We start from the raw sequence: 22,475 nt of genomic DNA on the forward strand, positions 1-22,475 counted from the left end.
GCCGGTAATCTCAGGTATGAAGCGTGTAAACAGTTGGGATGGAAAACTATTTCCGCGATTGTGAAACCGCTGGAACCTGAGAAAAACCATCATTAAATACATATCTTTAGCATGAAGAAAGTTCTTACACAGCGGTACGGCGCGACGGAGTATCTGCATAAGGATTTTCATGGTGCAATGAGTAATGCCATAGAATACCTGCGGAAGGTTTACGGCGTGTCAGCTGTGAAAGAATACCTTTATAATACCGCAAAAACGTTGTATCCCAATGTTACCAGAGACATAAAGAAATACGGCCTTACCGCATTGGTAAAACATTTTACTAAGATGTATTCAACTGAGAAGGTTTGTAATATCAAAATCCGGATTAATAAAGATGTTGGGAAGCTGGTCGTTATCACGCCGTTCTGCCCGGCAGTAACGCATATGCGTAAAAACGGGTATAGAGTATCGCCTTTATGGAAACTTACGGAGGTTGTGGTTAATTCTGCGATTGTTGACGGGACAGGGTATTCTTATAAGTTGTTAAAATACAATAAGCGTACCGGCGCGAGTACCCAGGTGTTTTACAAAAAAGGGGGTACACCATGATTCCTTGTACCGACTTTATTCCGGCGTATAGCGAGTTGTTTAAGTACCTGCATAAACGCGGGGGTAAACAGGAGGTTACGCGGTTTTGGGAGTATCTTAGCGACAATTTTTTGTTGAACCTGCGTGAGTATGTCAGAAAACACGGTGTGTACGGATGTTGGTTGTACTGGTCACGTACGTTAAAAGAAGAATCGGCTGGGTATAGGATTGTGTATGACGGGAAAAAGGATGTATTCCGGATCGTTATGACAAAGTGCCCGTCAAAGATGAGGTTGTTGAATGAACAAAAAAAGCGGCGGGTTGTTCCGTACAAAAATTATTGTATGCACTGCGATGTGTTATACCGCCGTGTGCTTGAACCCTTGGGGTTGAAGTATACAATTGACTTGTCAAAAAGTTCACGTGCTAAATGCGGGATTGTCGTATATAAATAGCAAGGATGTGCGATGGCTTACCTGTTTATGCTTGTTATATGTGTTAATGTTTTATAAAATGTTGTTTTATGGTATTAAAGCTTAATTTAGGGTTATTCAGACGGAAAGCGCGTTCTCACCCGTATCCTCACGGGGGTAACAAGAAAAGGATTGTTATCTTCGATTTTGATGGTACTCTTGCACAAACGTTATACCCGTCCCGTGAGATTATTAACCGCCTGGCGGATGAGTTTGGGTATAATAAGGTTCATGAACATGAGATCGAGTATATACGCGGCCTACGTCCGAAGGAATTGTTGAAGTACCTTAAAATACCGGGTATGAAACTGCCGTTTATCGCAAAAAAAACTAAGGCGGAATTGAATAAAATCATACATAATCTTAAACCCGTTGAAACTATTGTTAAGGTGATATTTGAACTAAAAAACCGTGGGTATGCTGTTGCGATACTTACATCAAATACTTATGAAAATGTGAGTAAGTTCTGTGAGAATAATGATATTTATCTGTTCGACCACGTAGTTTCGGAAAGTAATCTTTTCGGGAAAAGCCGCGCGCTTAAACGTATGTTGCGTAAGATAAAGTATAAACGTAATGAAGCTATTTATATTGGCGATGAAGTGCGTGATGTCCAGGCGGCAAAAAAAGCTAAAATCGATGTTGTTGCCGTGTCATGGGGATTTAATAATAAGCAAACACTGAAAAAGTTTAAGCCAACTTTTGTTATTGACGATCCAAAAGAGTTATTGGATATTTTAGCGAACTGACCTGTTTATTCTTCTTTAAGTTTTTCTGATTCTTTTAATGCGTCAGATACGTCTTTGAGTAATGCTATCGGGAATGATACACCGCGGCCTGGTGCGTATTCTTCATTTTTCAGGTAATAAGTTCGAAGATGTACAAGCTTGGTATTCCTGAAATCCTGGGTGTATACTTTAAGTTTTTGTGTATTGGATTTCTCGAACTCAAGAGATAGCTCGCTTGAGTTGTCGTTGACTAAACCGTTAAACCCTTCAATAATTTTGGGGAGGTTCTTGAATGACAGCCAAATGCCTTTTTTTGTGGGTTTCGGTTCAGGATCGTTTGGGAAGTAGAAGTATATACGTACATCTACCATGTTATTTTTTAGGACACAGATACGTAGTTCTTCTAACTTGTTTTTCTGGATCTTTTTTACGATCTGGCTGTTCATAAAAATTGAGTTTTGGTACGCGTTCATAATCTAATTTTTTCCTCCGTTGCATATATGTTTATATATATTGTATATACATTGTATAACATTGTCAAGTATATATATAAAATGTTGTTGACACTATTTTTATTGGACGATTTATCGGTTTATTAGGTATAATAATACTATTATGAAAATATATAGAACAGATGAATTGTCCCAAAATATTTTGAGTCAGGTTTCCGGTTTATGCGCTGAATGTCTTGTGTATGACAGTATTACACCGGATGAAGTTAGGTTTAAAATTGAATCTGATCCCGATAGAAACACACAGTTTTTACTGACTGAAACCATAGAGAGTGATAATAATGCGTTAGCAGGGTTTATGCTGGTAGTTATACGTAAACGCGGAGATAAAAATGTTGGATGGTTGAAACTTTTCGCTGTAAAAAAAGAGTATTGGTGTAAAGGTGTGGCATCAAGGTTGTTGGCCGCAGCGGAAGAGCTTGTCCGTGAGCACGGTGTACAGTTATTACGTGTACTTGACTCCGCGCCTTGTTACTTCCAGCCAGGGATTTATCCTGTGTACACAGAAGCAGTGGTATTTCTTCAGAAAAAAGGGTTTAAACAGCAGGGGGAATGTGTGCATATGCTGTCCGATCTGGAGGCTCTGGATTGTAATACAGAGACTGATGAACTGCGGTTGGAGAAGGTTGGGGTAAAACTTATACGCGCAAGTTTGGGTGATAAAGAACAGTTGATTGAATGGTTGAAAATTGTGTTCCCTCATTGGATACCCGAAGCGTCAATGGGTTTCATGCATAAAGAAGTGCGTGTTTTTCTTGCAAAAAATGGTGATGGTAAAATTATTGGGTTTGCAGGGTATGACGTAATGAAAGACGCGCGGTTCGGGCCGCTGGGTGTTGATTCACAGTACCGGCGTCACGGTATCGGTAAGGTTTTATTGCTGAAATGCTTGAACGAAATTAAGCTTATGGGTATTAAAAGTTGTGTGATACCCTGGACTTCAGCGTATAGTTTTTATTTAGGTGGATGTGATGCCAAAATATGGCGTTTATTCTGGACATTTGCAAAAGAGTTGTAATAAGGGCGTTTTTGGTTTATACTTGCCGGAAAATATTTCTCGTTTGGTTGTTATGATATTTCTTATGTTTGGATAAATGGAGTAGTATTGCGAGTGAATACTTGAGGTATGGATGAAATGAAAGTTAGTGAGTGGATAACAGCGTTAAAGCAAAAGAAGAATGTTAGGCAATACATACGCGCAGTGGAAAAATTCGGGAAGTTGTACGGTATGGATCGCGAGGTCGGGGTTTATCGTGTGCCGTCAAGGATTAACCTTAAAGGTGTGCATATAGAACACCGGGGCGGGTATGTTAATTATATGTCGATTGACAGGGAAGCGGTATTTGTGGTATCCCCGCGGGAGGATGGGCTCGTGGTAGCGGATAATGTTGAACATAAGTATCCGCAAAGACAGTTTGATATCGATACAGAATTACCTGAAAATCTACGGGGGGATTGGTTAAATTATATTTCATTAATCAACATAATACCCGGGGATTGGGGTAATTATATTAGAGCAGGAGTTTTGTGCCTGCAGAATAGGTTTCCTAATAAGAAGTTTAAGGGTATGGATATTGTTGTGTTAAATAATATTCCTGTAGATGCCGGGTTGAGCGCGTTTTCGGCGTTAGTGGTGGGTTCAGCGATTGCGTGTATGGGTATTAATAAACTGGAGTTAAGCCTTACCGAACTTGTTGAGTTATGCGGTATGGGTGAATGGTATGTCGGTACTCGCGGTGGGGCGGGGGATCATGCTGCAATGTTATGCGGGAAAAAAGGGAAATTGTTGCATACAAGGTTTTTTCCGTTAACCGTAGAACCTGTGGAATTGCCCGGAGATTATGCTGTGATTATGTGTAATTCGTTTCGTGAATCTAATAAATCACAGAATGCTAAGTCGGTATTCAACGAACGCGTTGCTACGAATGTTGTGGCGTTAATGATTATTAAAAGGTTATATCCTGAAAAAACAGTGAAGTTTAAGTATTTCCGTGATATTGAGGAAGAGCCCGTGAAGTGGGTGTACGAGATGTTAAAACGGTTGCCGGAACGGATTTCCAGGGAAGAGTTACGGCGGTTGTTCAGCGCACAGGAAGAAATTAAGGTTCTAGAAAAATTGTTTTCTACTCATAATAATCCACCGGAAGGGTATGCTGTGCGGAAGGTTTGTTTATTTGGATTAGCAGAATGTCAACGTGGAAAGTTATGCATTAATTATCTGAGTAACAACAATATCCATATTTTTGGTGAGATGATGTATCTTTCACATGACGGTGACCGCGTGGTTACGCATACTGCGGCAGGGCGTGTGATGAAGTATGATAATAATGTTTCTGCTGAATATCTTGATGGATTAATTGCTAAAATCAATGTAGGTGAGGATGATACTGCAGCGTTGTGGCGTCAGCCTGGAGGGTATGGGTGTAGTTGTGAGGAGCTGGATTTTATTGTGGATACCGCAAAGAAGGTTAAAGGTGTTGTTGGTGCAAGCCTTACCGGTGGAGGGCTGGGCGGGTGTGTGTTGGTGTTGGTGCATAAAGATTCTGTAAAAGAGTTAATTAATAATATGAATGAAAAGTATTATATACCGCGGAAGCTGGGAGACGGGTGTGAGTTATGCGTCACAGCGGATGGTGCGGGGAAGGTTAGTATTTAAGGATTGAATATGGTTAAAACTGTACTTGTTGCGGATGATGAGGTAACATTAACGGAGCTTATCAGTGATACTTTGAAAGATGAGGGGTATAACGTTATTGTAGCGAATAACGGGGATGATGCTATGGGTAAAATTAAGGAGTTGAAACCGGACCTTATTATCCTGGATGTAATGATGCCCGGTCTTGACGGATATGATGTGTCGTTTTATATTAGCCTGGAAAAAAATTATCGTCCCAAAATTATGATGCTTACCGGTAAGGAACGCGGATATGATAAAACATTCGGGCAGTCGTCCGGCGCAGATGTTTATATGACAAAACCGTTTGATTTGATCGAACTTGTAAATAATGTTAATAAATTGTTGAAGGAATAGTTTACTAAAGGAAGTGTTGTTACTGTGAAATCAAAATATTCTGGTGTGTTTATTACGATTGAAGGCCCGGATGGGTGCGGGAAAAGTACACAGGCGGATCTTCTGGTGGAATACCTGCGGTCTGTTGGGTATATAGTTGTGCATACCCGTGAACCCGGGGGAGTGTCAATTGCGGAAAGTTTTCGTAAGATTTTGCTTGATCCTCAAAATATGATTACCCCGTTGACGGAATTGTTGTTGTATTCTGCTGCGCGGGCACAGCATACTGAAGAACTCATCCTGCCGGAGGTTCAGCATGGTAAAATTGTTGTGTGTGAACGTTATACCGACGCTACGCTTGCGTATCAGGGATATGGCCGCGGGTTGTCATTGAAGATGATTTCAACGCTTAATAAAATAGCGTCTTCCGGGGTTAAGCCGGATATGACTGTGTATCTTGATATTGATACAGCAAAAGGGTTGGAGAATGTTAAGAACCGCGTAAGCGTTGACCGGTTGGAAGCAGAAGGGTTAAAGTTTCATGATAAAGTAAGGAAAGGGTATTTAGAGATCGCGCGGGAAGATCCTGCACGGGTTAAGGTTGTGAAGGTGGAAGAAAGTGCGGGGTTAACCCAAAAAAGGGTGAGGATTGTGGTTGAGAAGTTGTTGGTAAAGAAAAAATGTCTTTTAAAAAAATAGAAGGCCAGGCGCAGGCAATAAAATATCTAAAGAATTTTGTGGGATATAACCGTGTTCCTCACGCGTTGCTGTTTACCGGTATCGACGGTATCGGGAAGTACAGGGTTGCGGTTGAATTTACTAAAATATTGAACTGTTTGGCTCCCGTAAGGGAATTGGATGGAAATATGGATTCCTGCGGGCAGTGTTTGCCGTGCAAGCAGATAGAGGAAGGTGTGTATCCTGATTTTGAGGTTATAGAACGTATTACGGATATTGAAGAAAACGGTGAGGGCAGTAGTGATGATAAAGATATAGAAAGTGTTGCCGGTAATACCATAGAAGTCAGGGGGAAGAAGGATAAGGAAAGTATCGGGATTGATCAAATGCGGCTGCTTGGGCGTCGCGCGCATTTACGCGCGGTGGATGGAAAATACAGGGTTTTTGTTATCAGGGGCGCTGAGTGGTTGCAGCAAGCTGCGGCGAATAGTTTACTGAAACTTTTGGAAGAGCCTCCTCTTAATGTTGTTATTATCCTGATAGCACAGCATAAGTATTCGTTGTTGAAGACTATACAGTCGCGTTGCCAGGAGGTTAAGTTTACACGCTTGACTGAAGATGAGGTTAAGCGCGTATTGGTTTACACAGGCGAGATTGAAGATGAAAATATAAATGAATACGTGCGGTACTCCTGCGGCAGCCCGGGGTTGGCACTTGATTTGTTTAATGCTGAATTTTTGCAGCAGCGCACAGAGATTACTGCGTGGCTGAAACAGGTAAAGATCTTGTCGCCGCTGGATATTATGGGGTTAACAGCAAAAAAATATACGGGTGACCGTGACGAATTCCGCGGGTTGATCAAAAGCATGATGTTGATATTACAGAAAGACAAGTTGTATAATAAAAAAAAGACGGTAGAAATCGAGGCTATACTCTTATCCGCAAGTAAGATGGTGGAAGCAATGGTCTCGCCTGCGTCTGTTATGGCAACGGTATTGTTTAAGATACAACAGGTGGCGGAACAGTAAGTATAAAAAAATAAGTATAAAGATGGGGTAATAAATATTTATGCCGGTAGTTGTTGGTATTGAAGTAAGGAAGAATAAGGAAAAGGTGTTGGCGGACTGCGGGAATCTTGATCTCAAGCTCGGACAGAAGATTATTATTGAAACCGAGAACGGATACGAGGTTGGTACTGTGTGTGACCGTGAACGTATCGTTGAGAAAACCGATAAAAGTATTAGTAAAATATTGCGCCCGTTCGGGAAAGATGATTATGCCAGGTTAGCGGATAACGAAACGAAGGTGCAGGAAGCGATGAGTATCGTCGTGCGTAAAATTCAGGATTATGAACTTGCGATGAAGTTAACCTGCCTGGATTTTACGTTTGACCGTAAAAAGTTGTTTATATACTACACTGCAGATACCCGCGTGGATTTCCGTGAACTCATAAAAGATCTCGGGCATATACTTAAAACCAGGATACAGATGGTGCAGATCGGTGTTCGTGATGAAGCGCAAATACTTGGAGGGATCGGGCATTGCGGGCGTGTATTGTGCTGCTGCGAGTTTTTGAAGGAGTTCAAGCCGTGTACCATAGAAATGGCGAAGGAACAGGATATTCCCATCAATGTCGCTAAACTTTCCGGTGTGTGCGGACGGTTAATGTGCTGCTTGGGGTATGAGCATCAGATATATAAGGAGCTTAAGGAGAGTATGCCGAGGATTGGTGATACCGTAAGGACAAATGAAGGTAAAGGTAAAGTCGTTGCCGCAATTATTCTCACCGGTGAAGTTGTGGTGGAGTACGAGAATAATGAAAAGAAAAAAGTTAAGGTTCAGGATCTAAAAAAATAGATGAGTAAAACATTTTATATTACCACTCCGATTTATTATATCAACGCTGAACCGCATCTTGGGCATTCATACACAACTTTAGCTGCGGATATTATTGCGCGGTACCGCCGTCAACGCGGGGAGAAAGTGTATTTTTTAACCGGTACCGATGAGCATGGAGAGAAAGTTGCCAGTGTTGCGCTGGAAAATGGTGTTGAGCCTCAGGTATGGGCGGACCGTATCGTTGATAAGTATAAAGCGTTATGGAAATTATTGAATATTACAAATGACGGGTTTATACGTACTACTGATAAACAGCATGTTGAGGTTGTACAAAAGATATTTGCAAAGTTAAAACAGGAAAAGTGGGTGTATAAGAGCGAGTATACAGGAATGTACTGCGTTCCCTGTGAAACGTTCTGGACTGAGACAGAGTTAGGGGAAGTTGATACCAAAGGGAAACATGTGTGCCCTGACTGCGGGCGCGGGATTGAGAAGTTATCCGAAGAAAGTTATTTTTTTAAATTGTCCGCGTTTAAGGAACAGTTGTTGTCATATTATGCTGAGAATCCCGGGTTTCTCCAGCCGTCATACCGCGCGAGTGAGATAAAAAATTTTGTTGAGGGTGTCGGAACAACGGAGCCGTTACGCGATCTGTCGGTATCACGGACAAAAGTTAAGTGGGGTATACCCGTGGAAGATGATCCTGCGCATACGGTGTATGTATGGTTTGACGCGTTGATAAATTATATCACTGCTGCGGGGTATGGTGAATCTGATGGGCGGTTTGAAACTTTATGGCCTGCTGATTTGCATCTTGTGGGTAAGGAAATATTCAGGTTTCACTCGGTTATCTGGCCGGGAGTGCTTAAGGCACTGGGGTTGCCTTTACCAAAGAAGGTTTATGCTCACGGGTGGTGGACATCAGAAGGTGAAAAAATGTCGAAGTCAAAACATAATTTTGTTAATCCCGAAGATATTGTTAAACAGTATAGTGTTGATGCGTACCGGTACTTTATCTTCAGGGAGATACCGTTTGGAGCGGATGGCGATTTTTCTAGGAAGCATCTTCATGAACGGTATAACAGCGATCTCGCTAATGATCTTGGTAACCTTGTCAGCCGGACGTTGACTATGATAGAAAAGTATTATGATAAAAAAGTCCCTGCTCCCTGCGGGATACAAGATAATGAGTTGAGTGCTAAGGTAAAACAAATGGAGGCTAGGGTTGCGGAAGCATATGAAAATGTTGACCTTCAGCACGTGCTTGTGCTTATATGGGAACTTATCACGGGAGCTAATAAGTATATAGAATCTACAGCACCGTGGAAGTTGGCAAAGGAAAGTGACCCTAAACTTAATACCGTACTTTATAATTTAGCGGAAACTTTGCGTGTGGTGAGTTTGTACCTGGCACCGTTTATGCCGGGGGCTTCTAAAGATATTGAAGTACAGCTTGGGTTGAAGAGTGATAGGGTAAAGTTGTCCTGGAAGGAAGCTGTTAAATGGGGTAAACTTATACCAGGGACTATGGTTTCTAAACTTCCGCCGATGTTTCCCAGGAAAAAGGATGGGGAGTAATTAATTACTGTGCAGAATAATATATTTAAACGATTAGTATTAACGGCACTGTTTTGTGTAGTGTTTGGATTAAACATTCAAAATGTTAAGGCTGAAGAAACAACGTTTTTTATTACGTTAATATGGTACGTAACACCCGGGGAAGCTAAGCTGGTCGATGAGTATACTAGCCTCATGAAAATTGTTAAGGCTAACAAAACAATTAAGTTGTGCCTAAGTATTTCACCGCAGGTGTATAATTCATGGAAAACCGGGGCGCCGGAATTATGGAAAAGTATAAGAGCTTTACATACAGAAAACCGGGTAAGCGTAGTGTTTAATACTATGAACGAAGTTGTGATGCCGGTGTTTGTGAATTATGATCTTTTATATGGTAATACCACTGATGATGCGGTACTGCCGAGGATGGAGTTTTCGTATCAGCAGGATGTTATGGACCAGATAGTTCGCGGGTGGCAGGTGTATAGCGCAGAGTTTAATGCGTATCCAGATGGTATAGTACCGGCTTACGGGGCGGTTAGCCCTCAGGTGGTTGAATTATTAGGTTCTGTCGGGGCAAAATGGACTGCCGCGCCGGTAAGTGTTCTTGGGCAGATGGGGTATTTCCCTGTGGTTAATTACAAATTCCAGGAACGTAAAATTGCGGTGTTTATCCGGGAGAATGAACTGTCAAAAATGATTGAGTTGCCGGATATACTGATGAACCCGTCTGAGATTGTTAAAACGTTTTGGAAGAGAGTGGAAGAATATAAACGCCAGGGAGATATACCCGGTGTAACAGTAATCGTTACGGGTGAAAAGTTTTGGGCGATACAAAAGGATTATTTTACAGAATTTTTGGGAACACTTTTTTCGTCGTTTAATCAGTACCAGCAGGTAGTAATGATGTTGCCGTCTGAAGTAATGGCACGCGGGTACTTTTTGCCGGCAATTAATGCGTTTACTCCGGCAACATGGTTGGATCAGGGATGGAACGCGTGGTTCGGTACAAGATGGCAGCATACAGGCTGGGTGGCGCTTGCGCAGGTACGGAAAATGGTGGATACTTATAAAAACAGCGGGCGTGCGGAAATCACTGCGTTAGACCGCGCTACGGAAGAAATTTATAGGGCTGAAGATGGCAGCGTATTTATTGCGTTAGGGCAGGAGTTTGACCAGGAACGCGTAAAGGTTGCGGATATGAAGTTACGCCAGGGGTTGACTAATGTTTATCGTGCGATGGGTAATAAAATACCGGCGGAGTTAAAACAGCCGCTGGGAGAAACCCTGCAGAATACTGTTACACAGCAACAGCAGCAGCCGGGGATTGTACAGGATACTGCGCCTGTGGTATCACCTGAAATTATGGATACTGTTGTTAATAAGGGTTCCGGGTATTTTGACCTTATGGATAGTATAGGTGATGATTACGGTGACGGGAATTATGTGTATCCTGCGATAACAGTTTTAGAAAAAGGGGTGTATGACCTCCAGAAATTTAGTTGCCGTTATGACGAACAGAGTATTGAGTTCCGTATTAATACCTCCGGAGGGTTGACACAGGAACAGAGAAGTTATGTCGGGATACATTGTTATATTGATATGAATAACCGTCAAGGCGCGGGGTTGATACCGTTATTAAGCGGATTAAACGCGTATGCAAGGCCGGATAACGCGTGGGAGTTTTGCGTTAATATACATGGTAAAGCTGCAAAGGTGTTCCAGTCAGGGGTTAGTAATTATAAAATGCTGGGAGTTTATGACGTTAATGTTTCAACTTCGGAGACAGGGTGTGAGTATCACGTTTTGATCCCGAAAAAGGTTTTACGCGGGACACCGGAACGGTGGAGGTATCTTGTGTTATCCACAGCGGTTAGTCCTGATGGGGCGTTTATGAAGATAAGCCAGCAGGCATCTGCTACAACTGCCGGTGGGGCGTCGGTTGGGACAACAATCGCGCCGGTAGTGTTTGATGTTATCCCGCCTGTCGGGAAAAGTCAGAAGTTGATGATTGAACAATATAAAACTGGTAGGTTTGCGGAATTTCCGTTTGTTGAAATAAAATAATTTTAGTTAAATTTAAGGAGTACCGGACATTTATGGTTGAAAAAAGTGGTGGGAATAAGATAATTAAAACCCTGATTATAATCGCTGCAGTTGCTGCGGTTCTTATCGGCGGATGGTTTTTTGTGAGTACTGTTTTACTGAAAAATAACGGTAACGGTGATGCATTGCCAAAGGGTAAGATTACCGGGAAACTTGTTACAACCGCTGCGGGTGTTGTCTACCAAAATACTGAGTTTAACTACGCGTTCACTCTGCCGTTGAGAAATACAGGGTGGGTTATAGATATTGAAAATCTACCTGCAACGGATACCGGTAGCGGGGAGTATGTCACGATTTTGAAATCAAAGGATTTTGTGCCTAATGAAAAAGACGGGGTTATCACAGGAGTAAAAAATGGTGTTCAGATGGTAGTACTGATCACTGACCCGGCACCTGTGGAATTAAGAACGTTACTGGAATTACAAAAGTATTGGAAGCTTGGGCGCGGGGAACATTTTGCTAAGTCAGAGGTTGTTAAAGAACTTACAGGAAAAAAGTTTATTATACATACGCTCGGGGATTTTACGGATTGTAAGCTTATGGATGCGCATACTATCACAGGGAATGCTATTTACGATATTTCGTTCGTCTCAGCGGAGATTGCGGGGGCTGAGTTACAATTCGAAGAAATACTTAGGTCGTTGAAGTTCGGGAAGTAAGATTTTTAATAATTAATTAATGTTTTTATGCCAAAAAAAGTTATCTTTTCTATAACCGGTATGCATTGCGCGTCCTGCGCAATGAATGCGGAGAATGCGTTGAAACAAACCCATGGCGTGGTATCCGCTGCGGTAAATATTGCTAATGAAAAAGCGGCGGTGGAGTATGAACCCCTAAGTGTTACCCTTGAGCAGCTGTATAATGTGATAAACGGTATCGGGTACAAAGCTGTACCTGCGGGTGAAGATGGTAGCGGCCCTGAGGTTTATGCGTATGATAATATCAGGAAACAAGCGTGGGAATGGCGGAGTTCATTCCTATGGGCGTTATTATTTTGTACACCCCTGTTGTATCTTTCAATGGGGCAGCATATAGGGTTGCCGGTGGTAGTGCATAATAATTTTAAGAATGCGTTACTGCAGTTATTACTTTCCACCCCTGTGTTGATATTAGGCCGCGGGTTTTATGTCCGCGGGATCGCGGCAGTGATAAAATCGCGCCGTGCTAATATGGATACACTGATAGCAACGGGGACCGGGACGGCGTATGTGTATAGCGTTATTATTACACTATTAATACTTCTCAAAACTCCGGGGTTTACTGCTCATATGGTGTACTATGAAACCGCAGCTGTGTTAGTAATGTTTATGATGCTCGGGAAGTGGTTGGAGTCAGCAGCAAAAACTCGGGCGTCGGGTGCTATCGAAAAACTTGTGAAGTTACAGCCGGAGACTGTTATTATTGAAGATAAAGATAACGGAGAAAAGGTTGTGGGTATCAATTTGGTACAACCGGGTGATGTTGTGGTATTAAAACCCGGGACACGTGTGCCGGTTGATGGTAAGGTTATTGCCGGTATGTCTGCAGTTGATGAGTCTGTGATCACAGGGGAAAGTGTTCCTGTAGACAAACGCCCGGGAGATAGGGTTGTAAGCGGTACATTCAACAAAAACGGTATACTAAAATTTGTTGCGGAGGTTGTGGGAGAAAAAACGGTACTCCGTCAGATTGTTAAGCTAGTGGAGAACGCGCAGATGACAAAAGCGCCGGTACAGCGTGTGGCGGATACTGTATCGTCATACTTTGTGCCGGGTGTAATTATTATTGCGGTACTTACATTTATATTGTGGATGGCACTTACACAGGACGCTGTAAGAGCGTTCACCGCGATGGTTACCGTGATGGTGGTTGCGTGCCCGTGTGCATTGGGGCTTGCAACACCTGCAGCGGTGATGGTTGCGACGGGTGTTGCTGCACAAAATGGTATTCTCATTAAATCAGCGGATGCTATACAGATGCTGGACGAAGTTGATACCGTGGTGTTCGATAAAACAGGAACTCTTACCACCGGGGAAATGAGTGTTGAAAAAGTTATACCCGCATTGGAGTGGAGTGAAGATGAACTTCTTAGGTTCGCGGTTTCATTAGAGAAGTTGTCGGAACATCCGGTTGCCGGGGCAGTAGTGAAGTATGCGGTAACTAATCATTTGCTTGACAATGGTAAGGGTGAGGGGTCTGCTTCAGATTTTGTTAATCATGAAGGTGAAGGCGTAAAGGGTGTTGTCCAAAACAGGGTGGTTGTGGTTGGGAAAAAAGGTTTTCTTAGTAAAGTTGGTGTGAGTGAAGTTAATATCGCGACAATAATAACTTCAGCGGCACAGAATGCGGTCTCACAAGGGAAAAGTGTTGTTTGGATTGGGGTGGATAGTATTATCGCGGGGATAGTTATTGTAGGGGATAAGGTTAAGCCCGGAGGACGGGATGTTGTTGAACGTATTACTAAAACAGGGAAAGAAGTGTATATGCTTACCGGTGATAATCCTCGTGCTGCTGAAGAAGTCGGGAAGTTGGTTAATATAAAAATGGGTAATATTATTGCTGATGTCCTGCCTAAGGATAAAGCTGCTCAAGTTGAGAAGTTAATGTTAAATAAACGTAAGGTAGCGATGGTAGGGGATGGTATAAATGATGCTCCGGTATTAGCAATAGCGGATGTTGGTATCGCTATAGGGACAGGGACGGATATCGCGGTGGAGTCCGCGGATGTTGTATTGATGAGTGATAATATTGGGGCGGTGAGTACTGCGTTGAGTATCGGGTATCATGCTATGGTGAAAATAAAACAAAATATTGCGTGGGCGTTTGCGTACAACATTTTACTGATACCTCTGGCAGCCGGGGGGTATTATTTACTTACCGGTGTGCAGTTTGAGCCTATGCTTGCGGGGTTTGCTATGGCAATGAGTTCGGTATCTGTTGTAACCAACTCACTTGCGTTGTATTTAGTAGATTATAATGCAGGATAAGGTTGTATGAACAAAAACGTTGTTATCGGGCTTCTTATCATGTTTTTATGTATTCCAAAAGTATATTCCGGTGATCTGTTGTCATGGCTGATTAATCCGCTGTCACAGTATTCGTTAGCTGTAGGTACGGTTATAGATAAGAAAAACGGGAAAATTGTTGTTAATATAAAAAAAGTTATCTCAGGGAATGAGTTATCGTCAAGGATTGAAATAAATAGTTCTGTAAGTTCAAGCGTAGAGGGTGTTAATACCGGTGATCATATTGTGGTTTCCCTAGATAAGACAGGTGCGGATTATTCCATAAAATGGGGTATTATGAAAACCAGTACTTCGGAGTATGAGGCATTGCAGGTACTTGAAGCTCCGTTAGGGCCTGCTGAAACTGCTGCGTTTCAACGGTATATCAACAGCGGGGGTAAGGATAACGATTTTATTTTTTATGAGGATAAAGCGTATCTCAGAAAATGGGATGGGACAAAAGTACTGCTTTATCCGTCAGGGATTGCTGATGTGGTAGCTGCGCTGCCTGCTAACAGCGCTTCTGTTGTACTTCCGGGGCAAACACCCGCAGCAATACCGTTGCCTCAAACAGGGAACGCAGGTTTTCAAAATCAGGGTACTGCGTTCGAAAATGAGAAGAGTGAGGATATCGAACAACAGCAAATGCAGCCTGTACCCCTGCCTCCGCCGTTGCCAACCCCGGTACAGCAAACACGAGAATTCGCGAAAGTGTCGGGTGGTAAAATGGTAATATCGATTGTACTGTTATTGTTATCCATATTATTCGGAGGATTATTTTTATACCTTTGGATGAAAAATGCTAGGGCGCAGTGGAAGTGAAGTTATTGATACAATCATCCCAATAATTTCATTCTCCGGGGATGTAACTGCTAAAATTTTTAGTGTACTAGTCTCCGTAAGTTGTACTTCTTTAATCTCACCGGGAGTGGTAATTGCGGATTCCACGTTTTTTGCCCAGTCGGGTATCGGTAGATATGTGTCAAGTTCAAGTAAGTGTTTGCCTAGGAGAGTTACGTTTGGTAGTTGAGTAGATAAACGCAGGGAGGAGAATGTTATCCTGTTAAACCCGTCAGTAAGCGCGTATTCCGCTGAGAATATGCGCGCTTGCGCGGTGTGTAAAAGGTATGCGGTGTCGTCAATACCTGCTGCCGCGGATTTAGTGAGTGTTTTTGCTAACGCCGTGCGGGTAAGTTTATCGGTTTCCCTTGCGAGTACGCTGAAAAGGTTTTTGCCGGCCAGTATTTTTTGGAATCTACGGTTTATCCGTTCGTTTGGTTCTTTCGTAAGACTGTATGCCGCGAGTGTTATCAACGGTTGCGTATAGATCATGTAGTAAAGATATGTTGTTAGAATGAAAAGTATGAATGTTATAGGTAAGGTCTGTAATACCGCTCTAGCGGTGATAGAGTTTATCCTCGGTAATATGTCTTCTGTTTTTATTCCTATCCTCAGTGTTGCTGCGCGGGTATCAGTTTTTGTGTCGTTAAGTTTTGTGAATAACGGAAACGCGAGGTCGTAATACGTGTTCCTGCGGTAGGTGTAGGGTTGGACTACCGGGGTATTTGTTGCCAGTGCCTTGCTCGTGAGTTTATTGTTGTACACTTTACCCCATTGCGAGACATCATTATGCGCAAGGATTTTGCCTTTATTATCCACCACCAGCGAGTATGCTACCGCGGGGTTTGAGAATACTGCGGTTTGCATAAGTTCGGTTAATGCTAGGTCATTACGCGCGGTGAGGAGTGTTTCTGCTTGCACAGAAAATGTTTTGCCGTACGCGATCCCGTTTGCAGCGCGTTGGTTGATCGCATAGGTTAGGTAGGCGGTACGCTGGGATTGAGCCAGGAGTAGGATACAGCCTGAAATTAACAGGAGAAGTATACCTGCTGATTTAATGGCCAGCGCTAATCCGTGTGTTCCTGTTTTTCGTGTGTTCGCGTTCATAGTCATCGTCGTTGTCATAAGAGTCACTCCAATCTGATTATTTGTGTAATACTTTATTCATACTCCCTGTTTTGTATTCTTCAAGGTCAAGTGTAACATATAAATACCCAAGCGCATGCAGGTATTGCGTGATTTTTGTGCGTACCTTACGGGAAACGGTTTTATTAAACTTATCTGCTGTAATTTCGATTCTCGCGGTATCGCCGTAATCACGGACCCTTACCGTTGTGTATCCTAAAGACCGTAGGTGCTGCTCTGCGGATTCTATCCTAAAAAGTTTTGCGCGTGTGATCGGTGTGCCATAAGGTAAACGCGAAGCTAAACATGCGCAGGAAGGGTGTGACCATGTAGGTAATTTTAGTTGTTTTGATAATACGCGGATGTCAGGTTTTGATAGCCCCGCATCTAATAACGGGCTGCGGATACCGTAGAGAGTTAATGCTTTACGGCCGGGACGGTGGTCATGGAGGTCATCAGTATTACTGCCTTCTGCGATGATCGTATAACCCAGTTTCTTCGCGGTAGTTAATATTTTTTTGTATAGTTCAACTTTGCAGTGGTAACACCGGTCCGGTGGGTTGGAAGAAAAGTTTGTGTTTCTTAGCTCGTTAGTTTTTAGTAATAAATGTTTTATGCCTATCATCCGTACACACTTTTTCGCGGTTAATAATTCATTTTTTGTGTATGTTTCAGATACCGCGGTTATTGCCAAAACATTATTTCTCCCAAGTGTATCCGCTGCGGTTTTTAGTAATAACGTGCTGTCTACCCCGCCGGAATATGCTATCGCCACCCGGCTATAACCTTTGAGTATATTTTTTAATTTACCATACTTCTTTGTTATCGTATTCATAATTATTTATTATAGTAATAAAAGAGGTTAATTTTATTATTTTTTTAACTTACAGCCTTGGTTACGGCGATTTCTGAAATTGTTGCACATAATAAATAAGCATGTGTATTTCCGTATCACTGTTAACACTGGAATTTGTATAATATACAAAAAGTGAGGTAAAGGATTGTTTATGGTTACAACACGTAAAGTAGTACTAAAATTTCCTGCGCAAACTATTGGGCAGCCGGTGATTTATAATCTTGTAAAACAGTATGGCCTGCAGTTTAATATTATGAAAGCTGCGATTGATCCTAATAAAGAAGAAGGTATTATGGTGATCGAGTTTTCCGGAGAGAAAACAAAGTATGATGAGGGAATGAAGTATCTTAAATCATTACACGTAGAAGTTCAGCCGTTAAGCAGGGAAATTCTTAGGAATGAAAGTAAGTGTACGCACTGCGGTGCGTGCCTCGCGATATGCCCGAGTGAAGCGTTCGTGGTGAACCCAAAAAATAAGAAAGTTGATTTTGTTAAGAGTAAATGTATTGCGTGTGAATTATGCGTGAAAACATGCCCGCCCCGCGCTATGGAAGTAAAATTTTAATAAAATCGTTATGAAAATTATAGGTACCGGGATTGATATCATAGAAGTTGAACGTATAAAACGTATTGTGCGGTCAAATAAACGTTTTGTTGCAAAAGTGTTCTCTCGGGAAGAAGTTGTGTATTGTAATCAATGCGGGAAAAGTAAATGGCAGCATTACGCTGTAAGGTTCGCTGCTAAGGAAGCTGTATGGAAATCATTATCGGATACGTCATTACCGCTTAAACGTATTTCCGTAAAGAATACGCCGCAGGGTAAGCCTGAGGTGTATATCCGCGGGAAACGGGTTAAGAATATATATCTCTCGCTTTCTCATACAGAACATTATGCCGTCGCTCAGGCGGTTGCGGTTAAGCTTTAATCAATGAAAAGTATGAGTGTATTCTCCAAGCTGTCTTATAGAAAAAAAGAAAGTAATAAGTATGACTACGGCCATGTATTGATTATTGCCGGTTCACGGGGTATGGCTGGTGCGGGTGTGCTCGCAGCACGCGCGGCGTTGCGTACCGGCATAGGGTTGGTTACCGTTGGGAGTATATCCTCTGCGTGGAAAGCTATGCTTAACGCTGTCCCGGAAGCTATGGCGTTACCGCTGAAGGAAAGTCGTAATGGTATTATTACCGGGAATAATTATAAAAAAGTCGTGGAGTACATTCTTTCCCGGAAAGTTAATGCCGTAGCGGTGGGGCCGGGATTACGTACCGCGAGAGGTTCACAAATGTTTGTTACTAATATATTGAAGTCAAAACAGATTGGCAGTATGCCTTTGGTGATTGATGCTGATGGTATTAATGTTCTCCCTGTAGGGTTAAAATACCTTGCTTCACGGGAAGGGGTTAGTGTTATCACCCCGCACCTTGGTGAGTATCAACGTCTTACAGGTGAACAAAAACTTGATACCCGTACTGTTGAACAACATGCGAAACTGTTTGCACGGGAACATAAAATTGTCTGTGTGATAAAAAAAAATAAAACGTTTGTTACTGACGGTATGCGCGTGTACCGTAATACCACAGGGAATCCCGGGATGGCAACTGCCGGTGCGGGGGATGTTCTTACCGGTATCATAACGGCAATGCTTTCAATGGCGGCGGGAGTATCAGTATCAAATAAAGTGTTAACCGGGAATGATGTTTTTGATATCGTAACTTCAGCAGTATACCTACACGGTATGGCAGGTGATATCGCTGCAGGGAAGTTAACACAAAATAGTGTTACCGCAAGTGATATCGTTGAGAGTATACCGTTGGCATGGAAGAGAGTGTGATGTCAATATTTTTGTTGCTCATCGTGTGTTGTATATGTATAAACAATCTGGTGATGAAACTTATGATGGATAAAGGCTATGCACCTGAGACGCTTACTTTTACATTTTTTTGTTTTGCCGGCATATTTGCAGCGGCGGTAAGTTGTTTTTGGGCTGACAGGTTTGTATTAAGCCCTAAGATTGTTATGCTCGGTATCCTCGCGGGTGTCGCAGGGGCGGTGGCAACACAAAACTTTATGCGCGCATTGGCTACCGGGTTGTACAGTTATATTAATGTAATAATCCCGGGGTCGTTTATTATACCGGTAATATATTCGATAGTTGTATGGAATGAAACCATAAAAATTGAGGGCTGGGTGGGAATCGGGCTGGTATTGCTATCGCTGTTATTACTGGCACTTGCAAATAACGGGAGTAAGCATCAGGGGAAAGATAAGGTTAGGTTCGGTATATGGCTGATGGCTGTGGGGTTATGTTTTATATTTAATGGCCTTGCGCAGGTGGTGCATTCCGAAGCGGCTAAGTATATACAACGGCAGTTTTTGGGGTTTATCACAACTTTTTATCTTACCGGTATCATTGGGACCGTGGTTACAAATTATGGGAAGAAGCTTTTTATCCGCGAGGTTATTCCCGGAAGTGTTATAATGGCGATGATCAGTGTGACAAGTTTTATGCTTACGATGACAGTGTTAACCAAACTATCCCCGGCGGTAGTGTTTCCGTTTACCGTAGGCGCGCCGGTTATCGTGGGGTTAGTTTTATCAAAGTACCTTTTCCATGAAAAGGTTAATACCATAGGCTACGCGGGAATCGTTGCGGGTATCGCAGGGATTGTATTCCTCTATTTTGCTACAATATAGTTAGAAAAATAGTAAATTAATATTTGTATTTTTATACTTATACGGAGGATTGTATGTTTATCGATTTGCATGTTCATCTCGGGAAAAGGCATCGGAAGGATGGGTTGGACCTAACCGCAGAAAATGTGTTGAAGGCAATGGATAAATACGGGATTGAGAAAGCTGTTATTCAACCCCGTGCGCAAAGCCCGGAGAACGGGTTTTTTCATTTTGATACTTTTGCAGCGCTGGATGTTTGTAAAAAGTATCCGGACCGGTATTATACTTTCTGTAAATTAGATCCAAGAAACGGTAAGAATTCGCCGGATACCGATTTTTCGTGGGTACTTGACGAGTTTGTGGGGTTGGGGTGTAAGGGTATGGGTGAACTTACCGCGAATCTTTGGATTGACGATCCAAGGTATCTTAATATGTTCAAACAATGCGGGGCCGCTGGGTTGCCGTGTTTGCTTCATATCGCTGCGCGGGTAGGGTATCGTATCTACGGCGCGGCGGATGATCCTGGTTTGCCAAGGTTTGAGAAGGTTATCCAGGAATTGCCCGGGACAGTTTTTATTGCGCATGCGCAGGCGTGGTGGGCGGAGATCGCAAATAATGTTGCTGTTGATAAACGTGAAGGTTATCCCAAAGGCGAGTACCCGGGGTTCGGGAGGGCGTATGAACTCCTGAAAAAGTATCCAAACCTATACGGCGATATATCCGCGGGTAGCGGGTTCAACGCATTATCGCGTGACCCGGAAAAAGGGTATAAGTTTTTGGATGAACTCCAGGATAAATTGTTGTTTGGTACGGATATCTGCAACCCTGAGCAGGTGTTGAATATCGTACCGTTTATGAATGACGCACTGGCAAACGGGAAGATAACAAAAGTTGTGTACGATAAAATTACGCATATTAACGCTCAGAAGTTGTTGAAACTGTGAAGTATAAGTAATTCTGTGTTTGAACAAGTAGTTTGGGATGTAGTAAAATAGTGTGTTATCATAATAAAGCGGTAGAGTTTAAATAATAAAGGTATGTATGTATAACAAAAAAGCTGGGATAGGGAATAAGAGGGTGCTTGAACATAAACTTGTATCCTTACGCCGTGAAATTCACCAGTATCCTGAACTCGGGAATGAGGAAGTACAAACTTCTGCGTTGATTTCGCGGTTTTTGGAAACCCACGGGGTTAAGGTTTTGAAACTTAATCCCACAGGATTGATTGGTACGGTTAAGGGTAAAGGAAAACCCGGGAAAAAGGTTAGGACTGTTGTTCTCCGTGCGGATATTGATGCGTTGCCTATTCAAGAACATACCTCACACGGGTTTGTTTCAAAAATACAGGGTAAGATGCATGCATGCGGGCATGATGCTAATACCGCGATTGTTGCCGGTGCGGCGGTATTACTTTCTGAACAAAGTGAAAAGTTCGGGGGTACCGCCAGGTTTGTATTCCAGCCGAATGAAGAAGGTTCTACCGGTGCGAGGAATGTTGTATCGTCCGGGCAGTTGGATAATCCAAAGACTGATGTTATCATGGGTGTTCATGTATCACCGAGCTTACCAGTGGGTACGATTGGTGTGAAGTACGGCGCAATGTTCGCTGCGGTTGATAAGCTTGAGATTATGATCACCGGGGAAGGCGGGCATGCAGCGTATCCGCATAAAGGACAGGATTTGGTAGTTGCAGCGGCGGAGATTGTACAGGAGTTACAGACAATTGTTTCCCGGAAAATGGATCCCACTGATTCTGTGGTGGTAACTATAGGAACGATTAACGGCGGGACACGGTGGAACGTTCTTGCTTCCGAAGTTAAGATGACAGGTACGATCCGGTGTTTTAGTGATGATGTATTGAATAAAGTAAGGGCTGAACTACGCGGGATTGTTACACGTGTATGTTCAAAATGGCATGCTAAGTTTGTGATAAAAAACAATAAGTCAAGCAGTCCGCTGATTAATAATGAAAAGGTTGCTGCTTTTATTGTTGATAGTTTGGAAAATAGCGGGATTGTTGATGTAAGAGTTATTGATAAACCGTCAATGGGTGGCGAGGATTTTAGTGTTTACCTCAACCATTACCCCGGATGTTTTGTGTACGCAGGGACGGGTAATAATGCTAAGCCGGCAACATTGCATCAGTGGCATCATAGTAGGTTTGATATTGATGAAAAAGGTATACGTCCTGCAGCTGAGGCACTGGCGTATGTTGTAAGACAAATGTTAGTAAAAGGAGGAAGTTTTGTATGATGAGTTTGGTGATAGGGTTGGTTTTTATAATACTTGGAGCAGGGTTGTTGTTGATACCGGGTGCAGCTATAAACCTTTGGGTGGTTATCTCCGGAGTGATACCCGTATGCCTGATCATTGGCGGCTTGTTTGGCGTGATCATTGGTTTATCCGCACTGCGTGAATCTTTTATTGAGAAGGAAGAGGATAGTAAGGTTGAACCGGAACAAAAAACTGAGGCAACCGAAACAGGTAAGGGTAGTACTGATGTGAAGAAGTAATTTCCAGGAA

24 protein-coding genes are annotated in these 22,475 nt (G+C 42.6%); 21 read left to right on the forward strand and 3 right to left on the reverse strand.

Annotation, left to right across the window (positions count from 1 at the left end; all coding sequences use genetic code 11):
* The first annotated feature begins 111 nt into the window (after nucleotides 1-111).
* From WC955_06920 to WC955_06930, 3 genes are all read left to right on the forward strand, one after another.
* Nucleotides 112-591 carry a hypothetical protein gene (locus WC955_06920; protein MFA5858780.1) on the forward strand — a complete coding sequence of 160 codons (480 nt, stop codon included), beginning with the start codon at nucleotides 112-114 and terminating at the stop codon, nucleotides 589-591.
* Nucleotides 588-1,025: a hypothetical protein gene (locus WC955_06925; GenBank protein ID MFA5858781.1), complete on the forward strand. Its 438-nt coding sequence runs from the start codon at nucleotides 588-590 to the stop codon at nucleotides 1,023-1,025. The genes WC955_06920 and WC955_06925 overlap by 4 nt, the downstream gene beginning before the upstream one ends.
* 68 nt (nucleotides 1,026-1,093) lie before the next feature.
* A complete protein-coding gene (locus tag WC955_06930; protein MFA5858782.1) occupies nucleotides 1,094-1,792 on the forward strand; it encodes an HAD-IA family hydrolase in 699 nt (232 codons plus the stop codon).
* Nucleotides 1,793-1,797: 5 nt separating this feature from the next.
* Here the strand turns inward: WC955_06930 and WC955_06935 are convergent, their stop codons facing one another.
* On the reverse strand, nucleotides 1,798-2,244 hold the full coding sequence (locus WC955_06935; protein ID MFA5858783.1) for a transcriptional coactivator p15/PC4 family protein: 447 nt from the start codon (nucleotides 2,242-2,244) through the stop codon (nucleotides 1,798-1,800).
* Between the two features lie 142 nt (nucleotides 2,245-2,386).
* On the opposite strand from WC955_06935, the gene WC955_06940 reads away from it, so the two are divergent.
* From WC955_06940 to WC955_06990, 11 genes are all read left to right on the forward strand, one after another.
* Entirely contained in the window at nucleotides 2,387-3,301 is a 915-nt protein-coding gene (locus tag WC955_06940; GenBank protein MFA5858784.1) for a GNAT family N-acetyltransferase, read from the forward strand.
* 108 nt (nucleotides 3,302-3,409) lie between these two features.
* A complete protein-coding gene (locus tag WC955_06945; protein ID MFA5858785.1) occupies nucleotides 3,410-4,939 on the forward strand; it encodes a galactokinase family protein in 1,530 nt (509 codons plus the stop codon).
* A 9-nt stretch (nucleotides 4,940-4,948) separates the two neighbouring features.
* Entirely contained in the window at nucleotides 4,949-5,314 is a 366-nt protein-coding gene (locus WC955_06950) for a response regulator (protein ID MFA5858786.1), read from the forward strand.
* 24 nt (nucleotides 5,315-5,338) lie between these two features.
* Complete coding sequence (gene tmk, locus WC955_06955; GenBank protein ID MFA5858787.1) at nucleotides 5,339-5,992, forward strand: dTMP kinase; 654 nt, start codon at nucleotides 5,339-5,341, stop codon at nucleotides 5,990-5,992.
* Nucleotides 5,974-6,999, forward strand: a complete 1,026-nt coding sequence (locus tag WC955_06960) for a hypothetical protein (GenBank protein ID MFA5858788.1) — start codon at nucleotides 5,974-5,976, stop codon at nucleotides 6,997-6,999. Before tmk ends, WC955_06960 begins: the two co-directional genes overlap by 19 nt.
* 40 nt (nucleotides 7,000-7,039) lie before the next feature.
* A complete protein-coding gene (ricT, locus tag WC955_06965) occupies nucleotides 7,040-7,828 on the forward strand; it encodes a regulatory iron-sulfur-containing complex subunit RicT (GenBank protein MFA5858789.1) in 789 nt (262 codons plus the stop codon).
* Nucleotides 7,829-9,388, forward strand: a complete 1,560-nt coding sequence (gene metG / locus WC955_06970; GenBank protein ID MFA5858790.1) for a methionine--tRNA ligase — start codon at nucleotides 7,829-7,831, stop codon at nucleotides 9,386-9,388.
* Nucleotides 9,389-9,397: 9 nt separating this feature from the next.
* The gene (locus tag WC955_06975) at nucleotides 9,398-11,434 is read left to right on the forward strand and encodes a glucodextranase DOMON-like domain-containing protein (protein ID MFA5858791.1); all 2,037 of its coding nucleotides are present in this window, start codon (nucleotides 9,398-9,400) and stop codon (nucleotides 11,432-11,434) included.
* A 32-nt stretch (nucleotides 11,435-11,466) separates the two neighbouring features.
* Nucleotides 11,467-12,132, forward strand: coding sequence for a hypothetical protein (locus WC955_06980; GenBank protein ID MFA5858792.1), 666 nt, complete (start codon nucleotides 11,467-11,469; stop codon nucleotides 12,130-12,132).
* A 27-nt stretch (nucleotides 12,133-12,159) separates the two neighbouring features.
* A complete protein-coding gene (locus WC955_06985; GenBank protein MFA5858793.1) occupies nucleotides 12,160-14,439 on the forward strand; it encodes a heavy metal translocating P-type ATPase in 2,280 nt (759 codons plus the stop codon).
* A 6-nt stretch (nucleotides 14,440-14,445) separates the two neighbouring features.
* Nucleotides 14,446-15,279 (forward strand): hypothetical protein, encoded by an 834-nt coding sequence (locus WC955_06990; GenBank protein MFA5858794.1) that lies wholly within the window; start codon nucleotides 14,446-14,448, stop codon nucleotides 15,277-15,279.
* Here WC955_06990 and WC955_06995 read toward each other — a convergent pair.
* Both WC955_06995 and larE read right to left on the reverse strand, forming a co-directional pair.
* Nucleotides 15,238-16,422 carry a hypothetical protein gene (locus WC955_06995; protein MFA5858795.1) on the reverse strand — a complete coding sequence of 395 codons (1,185 nt, stop codon included), beginning with the start codon at nucleotides 16,420-16,422 and terminating at the stop codon, nucleotides 15,238-15,240. The genes WC955_06990 and WC955_06995 overlap by 42 nt on opposite strands.
* A 19-nt stretch (nucleotides 16,423-16,441) precedes the next feature.
* Nucleotides 16,442-17,257 carry an ATP-dependent sacrificial sulfur transferase LarE gene (larE, locus tag WC955_07000; GenBank protein MFA5858796.1) on the reverse strand — a complete coding sequence of 272 codons (816 nt, stop codon included), beginning with the start codon at nucleotides 17,255-17,257 and terminating at the stop codon, nucleotides 16,442-16,444.
* Nucleotides 17,258-17,429: 172 nt separating this feature from the next.
* Between larE and WC955_07005 the strand changes: the two genes are divergently transcribed.
* The 7 genes from WC955_07005 (at nucleotide 17,430) to WC955_07035 (ending at nucleotide 22,465) form a co-directional block, all read left to right on the forward strand.
* Nucleotides 17,430-17,843 carry an NIL domain-containing protein gene (locus WC955_07005; GenBank protein MFA5858797.1) on the forward strand — a complete coding sequence of 138 codons (414 nt, stop codon included), beginning with the start codon at nucleotides 17,430-17,432 and terminating at the stop codon, nucleotides 17,841-17,843.
* A gap of 10 nt (nucleotides 17,844-17,853) precedes the next feature.
* Nucleotides 17,854-18,204: a holo-ACP synthase gene (gene acpS / locus WC955_07010; protein ID MFA5858798.1), complete on the forward strand. Its 351-nt coding sequence runs from the start codon at nucleotides 17,854-17,856 to the stop codon at nucleotides 18,202-18,204.
* Between the two features lie 3 nt (nucleotides 18,205-18,207).
* On the forward strand, nucleotides 18,208-19,110 hold the full coding sequence (locus tag WC955_07015) for an NAD(P)H-hydrate dehydratase (protein ID MFA5858799.1): 903 nt from the start codon (nucleotides 18,208-18,210) through the stop codon (nucleotides 19,108-19,110).
* Nucleotides 19,110-19,973, forward strand: a complete 864-nt coding sequence (locus tag WC955_07020; GenBank protein ID MFA5858800.1) for a hypothetical protein — start codon at nucleotides 19,110-19,112, stop codon at nucleotides 19,971-19,973. Before WC955_07015 ends, WC955_07020 begins: the two co-directional genes overlap by 1 nt.
* A gap of 53 nt (nucleotides 19,974-20,026) precedes the next feature.
* Complete coding sequence (locus tag WC955_07025; protein ID MFA5858801.1) at nucleotides 20,027-20,896, forward strand: amidohydrolase family protein; 870 nt, start codon at nucleotides 20,027-20,029, stop codon at nucleotides 20,894-20,896.
* Between the two features lie 97 nt (nucleotides 20,897-20,993).
* Entirely contained in the window at nucleotides 20,994-22,205 is a 1,212-nt protein-coding gene (locus WC955_07030; GenBank protein MFA5858802.1) for a M20 family metallopeptidase, read from the forward strand.
* On the forward strand, nucleotides 22,202-22,465 hold the full coding sequence (locus WC955_07035) for a hypothetical protein (protein ID MFA5858803.1): 264 nt from the start codon (nucleotides 22,202-22,204) through the stop codon (nucleotides 22,463-22,465). The genes WC955_07030 and WC955_07035 overlap by 4 nt, the downstream gene beginning before the upstream one ends.
* The last annotated feature ends 10 nt before the right edge of the window (nucleotides 22,466-22,475 follow it).

The sequence above is a fragment of the Elusimicrobiota bacterium genome, from assembly GCA_041658405.1.
In the GTDB taxonomy this organism is placed as follows: domain Bacteria; phylum Elusimicrobiota; class UBA5214; order JBBAAG01; family JBBAAG01; genus JBBAAG01.

Coding starts and splice junctions, on each gene's coding strand:
- WC955_07020 (MFA5858800.1), top strand. CDS start 19,110: ATGTCAATATTTTTGTTGCTCATCGTGTGTTGTATATGTATAAACAAT.
- WC955_06930 (MFA5858782.1), top strand. CDS start 1,094: ATGGTATTAAAGCTTAATTTAGGGTTATTCAGACGGAAAGCGCGTTCT.
- WC955_06960 (MFA5858788.1), top strand. CDS start 5,974: ATGTCTTTTAAAAAAATAGAAGGCCAGGCGCAGGCAATAAAATATCTA.
- WC955_06920 (MFA5858780.1), top strand. CDS start 112: ATGAAGAAAGTTCTTACACAGCGGTACGGCGCGACGGAGTATCTGCAT.
- acpS (MFA5858798.1), top strand. CDS start 17,854: ATGAAAATTATAGGTACCGGGATTGATATCATAGAAGTTGAACGTATA.
- metG (MFA5858790.1), top strand. CDS start 7,829: ATGAGTAAAACATTTTATATTACCACTCCGATTTATTATATCAACGCT.
- WC955_06995 (MFA5858795.1), bottom strand. CDS start 16,422: ATGACAACGACGATGACTATGAACGCGAACACACGAAAAACAGGAACA.
- WC955_07005 (MFA5858797.1), top strand. CDS start 17,430: ATGGTTACAACACGTAAAGTAGTACTAAAATTTCCTGCGCAAACTATT.
- ricT (MFA5858789.1), top strand. CDS start 7,040: ATGCCGGTAGTTGTTGGTATTGAAGTAAGGAAGAATAAGGAAAAGGTG.
- WC955_06990 (MFA5858794.1), top strand. CDS start 14,446: ATGAACAAAAACGTTGTTATCGGGCTTCTTATCATGTTTTTATGTATT.
- WC955_06985 (MFA5858793.1), top strand. CDS start 12,160: ATGCCAAAAAAAGTTATCTTTTCTATAACCGGTATGCATTGCGCGTCC.
- WC955_06980 (MFA5858792.1), top strand. CDS start 11,467: ATGGTTGAAAAAAGTGGTGGGAATAAGATAATTAAAACCCTGATTATA.
- WC955_07035 (MFA5858803.1), top strand. CDS start 22,202: ATGATGAGTTTGGTGATAGGGTTGGTTTTTATAATACTTGGAGCAGGG.
- WC955_07015 (MFA5858799.1), top strand. CDS start 18,208: ATGAAAAGTATGAGTGTATTCTCCAAGCTGTCTTATAGAAAAAAAGAA.
- WC955_07025 (MFA5858801.1), top strand. CDS start 20,027: ATGTTTATCGATTTGCATGTTCATCTCGGGAAAAGGCATCGGAAGGAT.
- WC955_06940 (MFA5858784.1), top strand. CDS start 2,387: ATGAAAATATATAGAACAGATGAATTGTCCCAAAATATTTTGAGTCAG.
- WC955_06950 (MFA5858786.1), top strand. CDS start 4,949: ATGGTTAAAACTGTACTTGTTGCGGATGATGAGGTAACATTAACGGAG.
- larE (MFA5858796.1), bottom strand. CDS start 17,257: ATGAATACGATAACAAAGAAGTATGGTAAATTAAAAAATATACTCAAA.
- WC955_06935 (MFA5858783.1), bottom strand. CDS start 2,244: ATGAACGCGTACCAAAACTCAATTTTTATGAACAGCCAGATCGTAAAA.
- WC955_06925 (MFA5858781.1), top strand. CDS start 588: ATGATTCCTTGTACCGACTTTATTCCGGCGTATAGCGAGTTGTTTAAG.
- WC955_06945 (MFA5858785.1), top strand. CDS start 3,410: ATGGATGAAATGAAAGTTAGTGAGTGGATAACAGCGTTAAAGCAAAAG.
- WC955_07030 (MFA5858802.1), top strand. CDS start 20,994: ATGTATAACAAAAAAGCTGGGATAGGGAATAAGAGGGTGCTTGAACAT.